General features: G+C 62.8%; 16 protein-coding genes. 7 read left to right on the top strand and 9 right to left on the bottom strand.

Annotated features, from left to right (window positions below; genetic code table 11):
- Positions 1–3: 3 nt before the first annotated feature.
- Both CO666_RS00350 and rpmB read right to left on the bottom strand, forming a co-directional pair.
- Positions 4–639: a VUT family protein gene (locus tag CO666_RS00350; protein ID WP_097610206.1), complete on the bottom strand. Its 636-nt coding sequence runs from the start codon at positions 637–639 to the stop codon at positions 4–6.
- 109 nt (positions 640–748) lie between these two features.
- On the bottom strand, positions 749–1,045 hold the full coding sequence (rpmB, locus tag CO666_RS00345) for a 50S ribosomal protein L28 (RefSeq protein ID WP_010069655.1): 297 nt from the start codon (positions 1,043–1,045) through the stop codon (positions 749–751).
- A gap of 241 nt (positions 1,046–1,286) precedes the next feature.
- On the opposite strand from rpmB, the gene CO666_RS00340 reads away from it, so the two are divergent.
- Together CO666_RS00340 and yddG are read left to right on the top strand one after the other, a co-directional pair.
- A complete protein-coding gene (locus CO666_RS00340) occupies positions 1,287–2,066 on the top strand; it encodes a DUF3108 domain-containing protein (protein WP_097610205.1) in 780 nt (259 codons plus the stop codon).
- Positions 2,067–2,093: 27 nt separating this feature from the next.
- A complete protein-coding gene (gene yddG / locus CO666_RS00335; protein ID WP_097610204.1) occupies positions 2,094–2,981 on the top strand; it encodes an aromatic amino acid exporter YddG in 888 nt (295 codons plus the stop codon).
- Positions 2,982–2,983: 2 nt separating this feature from the next.
- Here the strand turns inward: yddG and CO666_RS00330 are convergent, their stop codons facing one another.
- Positions 2,984–3,406 (bottom strand): cupin domain-containing protein, encoded by a 423-nt coding sequence (locus CO666_RS00330; protein ID WP_097610203.1) that lies wholly within the window; start codon positions 3,404–3,406, stop codon positions 2,984–2,986.
- Positions 3,406–4,176: a hydroxyacylglutathione hydrolase gene (gene gloB / locus CO666_RS00325; RefSeq protein WP_097610202.1), complete on the bottom strand. Its 771-nt coding sequence runs from the start codon at positions 4,174–4,176 to the stop codon at positions 3,406–3,408. The genes CO666_RS00330 and gloB overlap by 1 nt, the downstream gene beginning before the upstream one ends.
- Positions 4,177–4,229: 53 nt before the next feature.
- On the opposite strand from gloB, the gene CO666_RS00320 reads away from it, so the two are divergent.
- From CO666_RS00320 to CO666_RS00305, 4 genes are all read left to right on the top strand, one after another.
- Positions 4,230–5,006 carry a class I SAM-dependent methyltransferase gene (locus CO666_RS00320; RefSeq protein WP_003582647.1) on the top strand — a complete coding sequence of 259 codons (777 nt, stop codon included), beginning with the start codon at positions 4,230–4,232 and terminating at the stop codon, positions 5,004–5,006.
- Positions 5,007–5,095: 89 nt separating this feature from the next.
- On the top strand, positions 5,096–6,193 hold the full coding sequence (gene hisC / locus CO666_RS00315) for a histidinol-phosphate transaminase (RefSeq protein ID WP_179869585.1): 1,098 nt from the start codon (positions 5,096–5,098) through the stop codon (positions 6,191–6,193).
- Positions 6,190–7,116 carry a prephenate/arogenate dehydrogenase family protein gene (locus tag CO666_RS00310; RefSeq protein WP_097610200.1) on the top strand — a complete coding sequence of 309 codons (927 nt, stop codon included), beginning with the start codon at positions 6,190–6,192 and terminating at the stop codon, positions 7,114–7,116. The genes hisC and CO666_RS00310 overlap by 4 nt, the downstream gene beginning before the upstream one ends.
- A gap of 6 nt (positions 7,117–7,122) precedes the next feature.
- Entirely contained in the window at positions 7,123–7,542 is a 420-nt protein-coding gene (locus CO666_RS00305) for a GNAT family N-acetyltransferase (protein WP_097610199.1), read from the top strand.
- Here CO666_RS00305 and CO666_RS00300 read toward each other — a convergent pair.
- Positions 7,539–8,555 carry a DUF2125 domain-containing protein gene (locus CO666_RS00300; protein ID WP_097610198.1) on the bottom strand — a complete coding sequence of 339 codons (1,017 nt, stop codon included), beginning with the start codon at positions 8,553–8,555 and terminating at the stop codon, positions 7,539–7,541. The genes CO666_RS00305 and CO666_RS00300 overlap by 4 nt on opposite strands.
- Before the next feature lie 50 nt (positions 8,556–8,605).
- On the opposite strand from CO666_RS00300, the gene CO666_RS00295 reads away from it, so the two are divergent.
- Positions 8,606–9,136 (top strand): gamma-glutamylcyclotransferase, encoded by a 531-nt coding sequence (locus CO666_RS00295; RefSeq protein ID WP_097610197.1) that lies wholly within the window; start codon positions 8,606–8,608, stop codon positions 9,134–9,136.
- Here CO666_RS00295 and CO666_RS00290 read toward each other — a convergent pair whose 3' ends face one another.
- The 4 genes from CO666_RS00290 to ftsE form a co-directional block, all read right to left on the bottom strand.
- Entirely contained in the window at positions 9,137–9,934 is a 798-nt protein-coding gene (locus CO666_RS00290; protein ID WP_097610196.1) for a lysophospholipid acyltransferase family protein, read from the bottom strand.
- A gap of 87 nt (positions 9,935–10,021) precedes the next feature.
- Positions 10,022–10,738 (bottom strand): YdcF family protein, encoded by a 717-nt coding sequence (locus CO666_RS00285; protein ID WP_097610195.1) that lies wholly within the window; start codon positions 10,736–10,738, stop codon positions 10,022–10,024.
- A gap of 67 nt (positions 10,739–10,805) precedes the next feature.
- A complete protein-coding gene (locus CO666_RS00280; RefSeq protein ID WP_097610194.1) occupies positions 10,806–11,819 on the bottom strand; it encodes a cell division protein FtsX in 1,014 nt (337 codons plus the stop codon).
- Positions 11,812–12,471 (bottom strand): cell division ATP-binding protein FtsE, encoded by a 660-nt coding sequence (gene ftsE, locus CO666_RS00275; protein WP_003567051.1) that lies wholly within the window; start codon positions 12,469–12,471, stop codon positions 11,812–11,814. The genes CO666_RS00280 and ftsE overlap by 8 nt, the downstream gene beginning before the upstream one ends.

Genomic DNA, 12,471 nt, shown 5'->3' with positions numbered 1-12,471 from the left:
TGTTCAGCTGGCGCGGGCGGCCTGCATCGGCCGCAGCACGTTCATCAGTGCGCCATAGGGCAGCAGCATGACCAGGCCGACGATCATCTTGACGGCGAAATCGCCGAGCGCCCAGGAAATCCAGCGCGGCGCCTCCGTGGCGAAGACGCCGAGGACGGGCGCGACTTCCAGCGCGAAGGGTTCGTTCGGGCCGAGGAAGACGAAGAACGCGGCAAAGGACAGCGAGAAGAACATCACCGTATCGAGCGCCGAGCCGATCAGTGAGCCGACGAGCGGTGCGCGCCACCAGGCCTGGCGGCGAAGCCGGTTGAAGACGGCGATATCGAGCAGCTGGCCGGCGAGATAGGCCGAGCCGGAGGCGATGGCGATGCGCGGCACCGAGGTAAAGAAGGACAGCGTCACGCCGACGACGAAGCCGGCAAAGACGACCTTGCGGGCTGCCTGCGGGCCGAACTGGCGGTTGGTCAGGTCGGTGATCAGGAAGGCGACCGGATAGGAGAAGGCGCCCCAGGTGAGGATATCGGCCAGGTTGATGCCGGCGACTTCGGCGTTCAGCGGGAACTGGACGAGGAAGTTGGAGGCGACGACGACAAGCGTCATCAGGGCGACATAGGCGATGGTATAGCGCGTCTTCAGCATTTTTTTATCCTGGGTGATGCCACCAGTTGGAGTGCTCAGGCAAAGCAAAAGGCCTGACCGGGTTTATCCGTGCAAGCCTTTTGAAGCCGTATGAAAGAAAGGCAGAAGCTTACGCAGCAGCGGCTTCGGCGTTCTTCTTGACGATCTGGCGGCGCAGCAGGCGCGCGCGCATCGACAGTTCGTTTTCGCTTGCCTTGATCAGGAAGGCATCGAGGCCGCCGCGATGCTCGACGGAACGCAGAGCCGCAGCCGAAACGCGAAGACGATAACGCTGGTTGAGAGCGTCTGAGATCAGCGTGACCTGGCACAGGTTCGGCAGGAAACGGCGCTTGGTCTTGTTGTTGGCATGGCTGACATTGTTACCAGTCAGGACGGCCTTGCCGGTCAATTCGCACACGCGGGACATGGAACACCTATTCTTGTTTTTCTCGGGCCATCGAATTGCCATTCCCGGCAAAACCGGGCGCGCAATCCAACGGGCATGATTGGAAAGTTGCGGTTCTATAGTCAGACCGGCCGCTCGCGTCAAGCCAAACCTTGGCCTTTCCCGCAATTCTGTCAAAAAGCTGCTGTTTTCTTCGCTTCACGGCAGGCGTATAGAGCGCTCGGCAAAGGCTGCCGGCGCGCGGCAAGACAAGGCTTCATTCATGGCTCATTCGGGCAGACGGATTTTCATTTCGGCCATAACAGCGCTTCTTGCCATACCGGCATCGGCGGCCGAAATCCAGCATCGGACGGAATATCGGGTGACGCTCGCCGGCCTGCCGATCGCGCGCGCCGCGTTCCTGACCGAGATCGAGGACGATCACAGCTACAAGATCGCCGGCAGCATCAATTCGGCCGGCCTTGCCGATCTCATCACGACGATTTCGGCCAAGACCAGCGTCACCGGCGTCGTGCGCGACGATCGGTTGCAGGCGCAGAAATATTCGCTCTATTACAAGAGCGGCAAGAAGGCCCGCGTCTACGAGGTGAGCTACCGCAACGGCAACATCGTCTCGGCAACGACGACGCCGGCGCCGAAACGGCCGAAGAACTGGATCGATGTGACGCCGGGCGACATGCGCTCGGTGCTCGATCCGATCTCCGGCCTGGTCTTCACCGGCGATACCAAGGTCTGCTCGCAGACGCTGCCGATCTTCGACGGCGAGACGCGCATGGATCTGGTGCTGTCGCCGAAGGGCGACGAAGATTTTTCGACCGACGGCTTCAAGGGCAAGGCGGTTGTCTGCGGCGTGCGCTTCGTGCCGCGCTCGGGCTACAAGAAGGGCCGCAAGGACATCGTCTATCTCAGCAAGAGCGACCGGATGGAAATCTGGTTTGCCAAGTCGGACGCGGCAAATGTATACGCTCCCGTCTATGTGCGCATTCCAACCGAATATGGCATGGTGACGATCACTGCCGTCAAATACGGCAGCAACAGCTGACGGGCCCCTGCCCGTCAAGGGGGACGGGTGAAGCTTCGCGCGACGTTGATCGGTTTTGCGGCCATTCTGATGTGGTCGTTCCTGGCGCTGTTCACATCAGCCTCCGGCAGGATGCCGCCATTCCAGCTGTCGGCCATCTGCTTTGCGATCGGCAGCATCCCCGGCATTGCCGTGCTTATCCTCAACCCGTCACGCCTGGCGCTGCTGAAGCAGCCGGCCAAGGTCTGGCTGACGGGGATTGCAGGCCTGTTCGGCTATCATTTCCTCTATTTCACCGCGCTCAGAAACGCGCCGGCGGTGGAGGCGGGGCTGGTCGCCTATCTCTGGCCACTGCTGATCGTCGTCGGCTCGGCGCTGCTGCCGGGCGAACGGCTGCGCTGGTATCATGTTACCGGCGCGTTTGCCGGGCTCTGCGGCACCTTCCTGATCGTCGCGCGCAACGGCATCGATTTTGACGGCGCCTATGCCGTCGGTTACGGGGCCGCCTTTCTCAGCGCCTTCACCTGGTCCGGTTATTCGTTGCTGACCCGGCGTTTCGACGCCGTCTCCACCGATGTCGTCACCGGCTTCTGCTTGGCGACCTCGATCCTGTCGCTGTTCTGCCACCTCGGCCTGGAGACGACCGTCTGGCCGGCAACCGGCTTCGAATGGCTGGCCGTCGCCGGACTCGGGCTCCTGCCGGTGGGGGCTGCCTTCTACGCCTGGGACTACGGCGTCAAGAACGGCGATATCCAGATCCTCGGTGCGGCCAGTTATGCCGCACCGCTGCTGTCGACGCTGATCCTGACGTTGTTCGGCTTTGCCGAGCCGAGCTGGCGCATCGCTCTCGCCTGCCTGCTCGTCACCGGCGGGGCGGTGCTGGCCGCCCAGGACATGTTCCGCCGCAAGGTCCAGCCGGCCGTCGCGGCGGAATGATCTCAGCCGCCGGGCTTCCAGCCTGATGGCGCCATCTCGAAGCTTGAAAATTCGAAGCCGGGCGAGACGGTGCAGCCGACCAGGGTGAAGTCGCCGAGGCTTTCGGCCGATTGCCAGCAGTTGGCGGGAACGATCGCCTGCGGCCGTTCGCCGGCGGGAAGGTTCGTTCCCAGCGTCATCGTCTCGCTTGCTGTTCCGTCTGCCGACCGGTGCAGTGAAAGCGGTGCACCGGCGTAATAATGCCAGACCTCGGCGGCGTCGTGGACGCGGTGCCAGTGCGAGCGCTGTCCCCTGGTCAGCAGGTAGTAAATCGCGGTCGAGTGGCCGCGGTCTCCGCCCATAGTGTCGCGGAAGGTCTGCACGTACCAGCCGCCTTCCGGGTGCGGCTGCATGCCGAGTTCGCGGATGATCTCCTCGGGAGACATCAGAAATTGTCCTTGCGTTTGCGGATCTCGGCGAAGACTTCTTCGTTGGTCTTGCCTTCCATCAGCAGATTGCGGCGGATCGCCGGATCGGCGGCGCGCAGGAACGGATTGGTTTCCTTTTCCAGCCCCAGCGTCGTCGGAATGGTGAATTTGCCCTCGGTGCGCAAGGCCTCGATCTCGGCCGCACGGCTTTTCAGCCGCTCATTGCCGGGATCGACCGTCAGTGCGAAGCGGGCGTTGGAGAGCGTATATTCGTGGCCGAAATAAACGGCGGTCTCATCGGGCAGCACGGCAAGTTTCTGCAGCGAGTGCCACATGTCGGCGGCCGGGCGTTCGAACAGCCGGCCGCAGCCGAGTGCAAACAGCGTGTCGGCTGCAAAGAGCAGCTTGTCGTCGACGAAGTGATAGCAGATGTGGCCGGCGGTATGGCCGGGTGTCTCGATGACGTCGACCGTGTGATCGCCGAACAGGAAGCTGTCGCCATCGGCCATCGTCCGGTCGAGACCGGGAATGGCGATGGCCTCGTTGATCGGGCCGATGATCTCGCAGCCGAACCGCTCCTTCAGCGCCAGGTTGGCGGCGACATGGTCGGTGTGGTGATGGGTGGTGAAGATATGGGTGATCTTCCAGCCGCGCCGTGCCGCCGCCTTGAGGATCGGCGCCTCCTCCGGCGCGTCGATCGCCGCGGTAAAGCCTGTTTCCGGGTCGTGGACGAGAACGCCGAAATTGTCGGTGCGGCAGAGAAAAACGTCTAATTCCAACGGTTTCATCGTTCAATAATCCCTTGTCATGCGAGTCTCGCGGAAATGTAGAGGGTCCGGTCTTGAAGTCCAACCGCCCGCTGATAACATTTATCGCAATGCACGCCGATATCGTCGACCTACGCCAGTTCTATCATTCCGAGCTCGGGCGTCTTGCCGAGCAGTCGATCGCCATGGCGCTGTCCTCGCTCTGGGTGCGGCTGCCGCAGGAGCGGCTGGTCGGCCTCGGTTATGCCGTGCCTTTCCTCGATCGCTTCCAGGCCGATACCGAGCGCACCTTTGCCTTCATGCCGGCCGGGCAGGGCGCGGTGAACTGGCCGATGGGGTCGCTCTCGTCGACGACACTGGTTTTCGACGAGGAATTGCCGTTGCCGGATTCCTCGATCGACCGGGTGCTGATGGTGCATTCGCTGGAATTCGCCGAAAGCCCGCGCGAGACGCTGAAGGAGCTCTGGCGGGTGCTGGCGCCGGGCGGACGGCTTGTCATCGTCGTGCCGAACCGGCGCGGCGTGTGGGCCCGCATGGAGCATACGCCCTTCGGTTCGGGCCGGCCCTATTCGCGCGGTCAGCTGACACATCTGCTGCGCGAGACGAATTTCACCCCGGGCGCAACGGCCGAAGCGCTGTTCTTCCCGCCTTCGAAACTCAGAACCATCCTGCGCCTGCGCCGCGCCTTCGAGCGGATCGGCCGAACGCTGTGGCCGGCTTTTTCGGGCGTCATCATCGTCGAGGCGCAGAAGCGGCTCTATCAGGGGCTGCCGGTTGCGGCGCGCGCTTCCCGCCGCGTCTTCGTGCCGGTTCTCGCCCCGCACGGTGTGCCGACGACACGCAACCGGTAGGCCTCCGGCTCTCGACAAGAACCGGATTCCGCTTTAATGCCACGGGGTCATTTTCCGGCAATTCCAAGGTCGATCCCATGAGCGTTGAGATGAGCAAGCCCGTTCCGCGTCCCGGTATTCTCGATATCGCATCTTATGTGCCGGGCAAGGAACATGTGCCGGGCGTTGCCCGCGTCTACAAGCTTTCGTCCAACGAGACGCCGCTCGGCGCCAGCCCGAAGGCGATCGAGGCCTTCAAGGCCGCCGGCGGCGATCTCGGGCGTTATCCCGACGGGCAGGCGGTCGAACTGCGCGAGGCGATCGCTGCCGTGCACGGTCTCAATCCGGCAAATATCCTGTGCGGCAACGGTTCGGACGAACTGCTCGGCCTGCTCTGCCATGTCTATCTCGGCGCCGGCGACGAGGCCATTATCACCGAGCACGGTTTCCTCGTCTACAAGATCCAGATCATGGGCGCCGGCGCCACACCTGTCGTCGTCCGGGAAAAGGACTATACCGTCGATGTCGACGCGATCCTGGCGGCGGTGACGGAGAAGACCAAGATCGTCTTCATCGCCAATCCCGGCAATCCCACCGGCACCTATGTTCCGGTCAGCGAGATCCGCCGCCTGCAGGCCGGATTGCCGAAGCATGTCGTGCTCGTGCTCGACGCGGCTTACGCCGAATATGTGCGCCGCAACGATTATGAAGCCGGCATCGAGGTCGTGTCCTCCAATGCCAATGTGGTGATGACCCGCACCTTCTCGAAGGCCTACGGCCTGGCGGCGCTGCGTGTCGGCTGGATGTATGCGCCCGCCGAGATCGTCGGCGCGTTGAACCGGGTGCGCGCGCCCTTCAATTTGAACGCAGCGGCCATTGCCGCGGGTGCCGCGGCTATCCGCGACCAGGCCTTCGTCCAGCAGGCCGTCTCCTTCAACCAGATGTGGCTGGAGACGCTCACCCAGGCGCTCGAAGCGATCGGTCTGACGGTGACGCCGTCGGTCGCCAACTTCGTCCTCATCCATTTCCCCGATATCGACGGCAAGCGCGCCGCCGATGCCGACGAGCTGCTGACGAGCCGCGGCTACATCCTGCGGGCCGTGCGCAGCTATGGCTTCGCCAATGCGCTGCGCATGAGCGTCGGCCCCGAAGAGGCCAACCGCGGCGTCATCGCCGCCCTCACCGAATTCATGGGACGCAACGCATGAACGTGCAGTTCGATCGTATCGCGCTGATCGGCATCGGCCTGATCGGCTCTTCGCTTGCCTACGACATCAGACGGCTTGGCCTTGCAAGAGAGATCGTCGTCGCGACGCGCAGCCCCGATACGCTGAAGCGGGCAAAAGAACTCGGTCTCGGCGATCGCTACACGACGTCGTCGGCCGATGCCGTCGAAGATGCCGACCTCATCATCGTCTCGGTGCCGGTCGGCGCTTCGGAAAGCGTGGCGAAGGAGATCGCGGGGCGCTTGAAGCCCGGCGCTATTGTTACCGATGTCGGCTCCACCAAGGCCTCGGTCATCGCGCAGATGCTGCCGCATATGCCTGAGCATGTGCATTTCATCCCCGGACATCCGCTGGCCGGTACGGAAAAATCCGGTCCGGATGCCGGCTTTCCCGGTCTCTTCGAGGGCCGCTGGTGCATCTTCACGCCGGTCGCAGGTACCGACGTGGCGGCGATGAAGCGGCTGCGCAGCTTCTGGGAAGCGCTCGGCTCGAAGGTCGACGAGATGGATGCGGAACATCACGACAAGGTGCTGGCGATCGTGTCGCACCTGCCGCATATCATCGCCTACAACATCGTTGGCACCGCCGACGATCTGGAGACGGTGACGGAGTCCGAGGTCATCAAATATTCGGCTTCGGGCTTTCGCGACTTCACCCGCCTTGCCGCCTCCGACCCGACCATGTGGCGGGACGTCTGCCTGCACAACCGTGATGCGATCCTCGAAATGCTGGCGCGCTTCTCGGAGGATCTCGCCTATCTGCAGCGCGCGATCCGCTGGGGCGAGGGCGACAAGATTTTCGAACTCTTCACCCGCACGCGCGCCATCCGCCGGTCGATCGTCCAGGCCGGCCAGGATGTCGACGCGCCCGATTTCGGCCGCCCCCACGCTCTGGACAAGAAGTAAGCGCCGATGGTGGAGGTGGCGAGCGCAGGTCAGGCGGATATCGACTGGCTGGCTCGCGAAGATGCCAGCGCCGGCAAGGCGTGGGTATCGCGCTGCGTGACGCTCGGCGAATATCTCGTCGCCAGGCAAGCCGGCGAGATCGTCGGTTTCCTGCGTTTCTCCCGCTTCTGGGGCAGGGTTCCCTATATGGAAATGATCCGCGTTCTGCCCGGCCATCGCCGGTCGGGCGTCGGCACCGCGCTGTTTCTCGCCTGGGAAGAGGCGATGCGCGGCGAGGGCGCCCGTCTGCTGATGACCTCGAGCGAATGCGACGAGAGCCGGCCGCAGGACTGGCATCGCCGCAACGGCTTTACAGAAACCGGTGCGATCGAGCTGCCCGGACTTCAGTCGGTACCCGAGGTCTTTTTCATCAAGCGGATCGGTTAGATCGGCGGAATCCGGCCGAGTGGGATGAAGCCGCTGACGGTGGCGTTGCCGTGATCGACGACGAGATCCACCGAGACCTTGTCTTTGCCGCCGGCAAGCGATTTCAAGAGCTTCGTCGCCGTATCGACGGTCGAGGCGACATCGGGGAAGGCCTGTTTCAGGCTGTGGCCCCAGGGGCCGAGCTGCTCGATCTCCAGCTTGAATTTACCCGAGAGAAGGCCCTGCTCGTCAAAGGAGAAGGGGCCGGTCAGCGTCATCACCTTGCCGTCGCCGATGTCGGCGACGATGCGGCGCAGTTCGCCATTGGCACCATTGAGGCCGGTCGGATCACTGCCGTCGATCAGGCCGGCCTTGCCGGCGATGGTCAGATCGATGCTGGCGGAGAATTTCGGGAAGACCTGCGGCCAGTCCTTGATCGCCGTGTTGGCATCCTGCACCGAGATCGCGCCATCGAGATCGGCGCCGTTCTGGCGCAGATGGATTTCGGTGCGAGCGGCATCGAAGCTGATGGTCTGGCCGGTGTAGGAGGAGACCGCCGTCGCTTTCAGACCCTCGACGACGGTCGAGCTGTGGTCGATGCCCTTGAGCCTGGTCGCAAGACTCGACAGCAGGTTCGTCCATTGCGCCGAAATCGAAAGGCCATTGGTGGTGCGGATTTCGGCCGGCGAATCAAGCTCCCAGACGATATTGCCGGGCGCGTAGACCTGAGCTGCCGAGCGCAGCGCGCCGAAGCTGGCGGAGACGCCGTTGACATTGTCGTCGACATCGATCTTGGAGCAGAACAGGCCGATACGGAAAGGATAGCCGCGGAATTCGATATCGCCGCATTCGCCGCTGACGCCCGCCGGATTGCCTGGTGCGATCGCTTTCAGCACCGTGGTTTTCAACGCCGATGCCGCATAGAACCAGCCGCCGGTATAAAGTGCGATCACCAGGAGGATACCGCCACCCAGCAGCCAGAATTTCTTGCCGCTGCTGGATTGACCGCTGCCGGATCGGCTTGACGCTGCCATGATGTTCTCCAATGGTGAATCGCAAATGTGATTCCGGTCTGGCGTGCGATATGGACGAATTTTGGGTGTTTGGCTACGGTTCGCTGATGTGGAATCCGGGCTTCGAGTTTTTAGAACGAGTCGATGCTTTGGTGCATGGTTACAGGCGTTCGCTCTGCGTCCGCTCCTTCGTCCATCGCGGCACTCGCGACAGTCCGGGCCTCGTCCTCGGCCTCGACAGAGGCGGCGCCTGCCGCGGCATGGCCTTCCGTATTTCGCCGGATAAATGGGACGAGGTGATCGATTATCTCCGCGCCCGCGAACTGGTCACCAATGTCTATCTGGAGCGGCGGGTGCGGCTGCAATTTGCCGGAGGCCGCAGGGTGGAGGCGGTGACCTATGTTGCCGATCGCGACCACGAGCAATATGCCGGCACGCTCGATGCATTTGAGGCGGCGCGGGTGGTGCACGAGGCCACGGGCCAGTCCGGGCCGAACGATGCCTATGTCTTCAACACGCTGGCACATCTGAGGCAGATGGGCATCCGCGATCAGTGGCTGGAGCAGGTCGTCAGTGAAGTGGAGCGATTGCGCGCCGCCTGATCAGGCCGTCGCCGCCTTCAGCTTGCGCAGTTCGGCCAGCCTTTCGACCGCTGTCGGCGGCAGCGGCAGATGCGGATTTTGCTCGACGGTTTGCAGAAGAAGCTCGTCGCTTGCCCGCTCCGATACCTCGATCAGCTGGGCGAAAAAGGCGTCCGGATCCATGCCGGGCATGATCGGCGGCAGGATCCTCACCTTGAAATGGCCGGGATAACGGCGAAAGCTTCGCCGCGGCCAGAAGAGGCCGGGATGCATGGCAACCGGCACGACCGGGATGTTGAGATCGCGGTACATGCGGGCGATGCCGTATTTATAAACCGGCTCCGCACCCGGCGGACGGCGGGTGCCCTCGGGATAGATGATCAGCTGGCGGCCGGTCGAGAGTTCTTCTTTCGTGCGTTTGAGCACTTCCACCATCACCTTGCCGCGGGCGCCGCGATTGACGGGGATTACCCGCTGCTTCTTGGCGTACCAGCCGAACAGCGGAATCCACATCAGCTCGCGCTTCAGGATATAGACCGGGTCTTTCAGCCAGGGCAGCAGCGCATAGGTATCCCAGAAAGACTGGTGCTTCGGCGCCAGGATATAGCTGCCGTCAGGCAGGTTCTCCAGACCCTCGATCTCGAAGGTCGTGCCGACGATCGCCCGCATCAGCCAGTGGTTGGAACGCGCCCAGTTCTTCGGGATCGCATAGGCGGTCAGGCGCGGCGCCACAAAATAATAGGGCGAGAGCACGATCATCCGGATGATGAGGTTGGCGTAGAAGATCGTATTGAAGAGAACGGAACGCAGGGCGATCATGAAATTTTCCCGAGGCATGCTCACGCGACCGGCCTACACGATATTGCCCGTCATAAAAAGCATTTGGTGATGGGTTAATGCAAAAGCTCAGTCTGCGGCGGACACGCTTGCCGAGCGAAGCCCCGTGTGGCGGCCGAAGCCGGTGATGTTGCGGGCGCCGGCCAGCAGCACCTTCACATATTCGGCGAGCATGACACGCATCGCGTTCGGATCGGTGAACCAATTGCGGGTTTTCAGATCGGAATTGACGACGGGATAGGGAATGAACTCGATGTCGGGATCGACATAGGAGAGTTCGGCGAGGCTTCGCGGCATATGGTAGTTGTTGGTGACGACGATGACGCTCCTGTAGCCGTTGGCATGGATCCAGTTGGAGGCTTCCTCGGCATTGCCGATCGTGTCTATGGCGTCGTGACCGATATCGACGCAGCAGGAGAAGAGATCGGCCGAACCCTGCGTCATCCTGCGGATCTGCCTCGGAGTCGTGGTCGGATGGACGCCGGAGATCAGCAGCCGCTTGCCGGCGCCTTTCTGCAGCAGTTCGACGGCCTGGTCGATGCGCTGGTAGCCCCCCGTCAGCACGACGATGGCATCGGCCTTCGGCTCGGCCGGGGGCTTCAGCGTCGTGACGGAATCGGCGAACCGCAGGAAGCCGCCGAACACCAGCGCCATTGCCAATATGCAGGCAAAACCGCCCCAACGCAGCAGGCGGCGGATCAGCCCGCGACGCGGCGCCAAGGGCGCCGGGCGGTCAAGCTCCGGACCCTGATGAATCGGGTTGGGTGTCGTATCTCCCATGGTCATCAATCGTGACTATACGCTGATTGCGGCGCGGAACAGACGCTTTCATGGCAAAACGGCATGGTCACGATCAACTCGGAATACCGTCAGTGCGTGTCGGGTCCGAGCGCAATGTATCGATTTCGTAGATCGTCCGCATGACGGTCAGACGCGCGGTGAAGGTGGTCAGCAGCGCGATGACGATCATCGTTGCGAAGATTCCGGCATAGCCGAGCACGCCGACGGAAAAGGTGCCGAAGAGCGCGGTGGCCTGATCCGTTTCCGGGGTGGCGAGCGTGCGGCTCTGCCAGAAACCCGCGGAGGCGAAAAAGAGAGCGGCAAGCGCGCTGCCGATCGCCGAGCCCTTGAGGCTGATCTTCAGAAAATGCTTCTGGAATTCGGTGGCGACGAAGGAGCTTTCGGCGCCGACGAAATGCAGAACTTCGACGATGTGGCGGTTACCCGACAGTGCGCCGCGCGTGGCGAAGACGACGGTCAACACCATGGCCGAGAAGACCAGAAGCAGGATACCGGTGCCGATCAGCACCGTCGTGTGCGCCATGGATACCAGCCGATCGACCCAGGTGCGGTGATCGTCGAGGCTGGCCTGCGGGATGCTGTCCTTGAGCATCGCCCGCATTCCATCGAAATCCGGCGGATTGCTCTCGTCAATGGTGATGACGACGAGGCGGGGGACAGGAAGATCCTTCAGATCGAGACCGGGGCCGAGCCAGGGTTCGAGCAGGCGGGCGGTCGCCGCCTCGTCGACGATCTGGCCGCTTTTGGTGCCGACGAAGGTCAACGCCAGATCACGCGCCTGCGTCAGCGCCTTTTCCATGTCGAGGTTGTCGTCCGGCTTGATCTGGATGGTGATCTCGCGGGAAATCTGGCTCTCCCAGCTTGCCGCCGTCGATCGTACCATGCTGACGCCGCCGAGCGTCAGGCAGGCGAGGAAGGCCATGATCGATATCACCACCATCAGGGCGTTGCCCTGGATGTTGGACGGCGGCAGGATCGGCGCGGTCGGACGCACGCGCATTTCCGGCCGCTTCTGTTCCGCCTTGCCGGGCACCATGTCCCGGTTTCTGGATGGGGGCTCAGTCATAGATATCGAGATGCCCCCCCGAAAGGATCATGCGGCGGGCTTCCACCTGCTCCATCAGCGCCAGGTCATGCGTGGCAATCACAACGGCCGTGCCGAGGCGGTTCAACTCGAGAAAAAGATTGAGCAAGCGCTTGGCCATCGGCGGGTCGACATTGCCCGTGGGCTCGTCGGCCAAGAGCACTTCCGGCCGGTCCATCAGCGCCCGGGCGATGGCGGCGCGCTGCTTCTCGCCGCCGGATAGGACGGGCGGCAACACGTTGATGCGTTCGCCGAGGCCGACCCATTTCAACAGCTCCAGCACGTCAGTCTTGTAGGAGCTTTCATCCTTGCCGCGGACGCGTAAGGGCAAAGCGACATTCTCATAGGTCGTCAGATGGTCGAGCAGGCGAAAATCCTGGAAGACGATGCCGACGCGGCGGCGCAGCAGCGGCAGTTCCGGGCGGGGGATTTCGGAAATATCGCGCCCGAACATGCGGATCAGGCCGCGTGTCGGCTGCAGCGACATGAAGAGCAGCCGCAGCAGCGACGTCTTGCCGGCGCCCGATGGGCCCGTCAGGAATTGAAAGGATTTTTTCGGAATGTCGAAGGTCAGGTCCCGGAGAATCTCCGGGCCCATGCCATAGCGCAAACCGACATTCTCGAAGTGGATCAA

The sequence above is a fragment of the Rhizobium chutanense genome, from assembly GCF_002531935.1.
In the GTDB taxonomy this organism is placed as follows: Bacteria; Pseudomonadota; Alphaproteobacteria; order Rhizobiales; family Rhizobiaceae; genus Rhizobium; species Rhizobium chutanense.
Note: the sequence above shows the minus strand (reverse complement) of the source record. Positions and strands in the feature narration are given on the sequence as shown.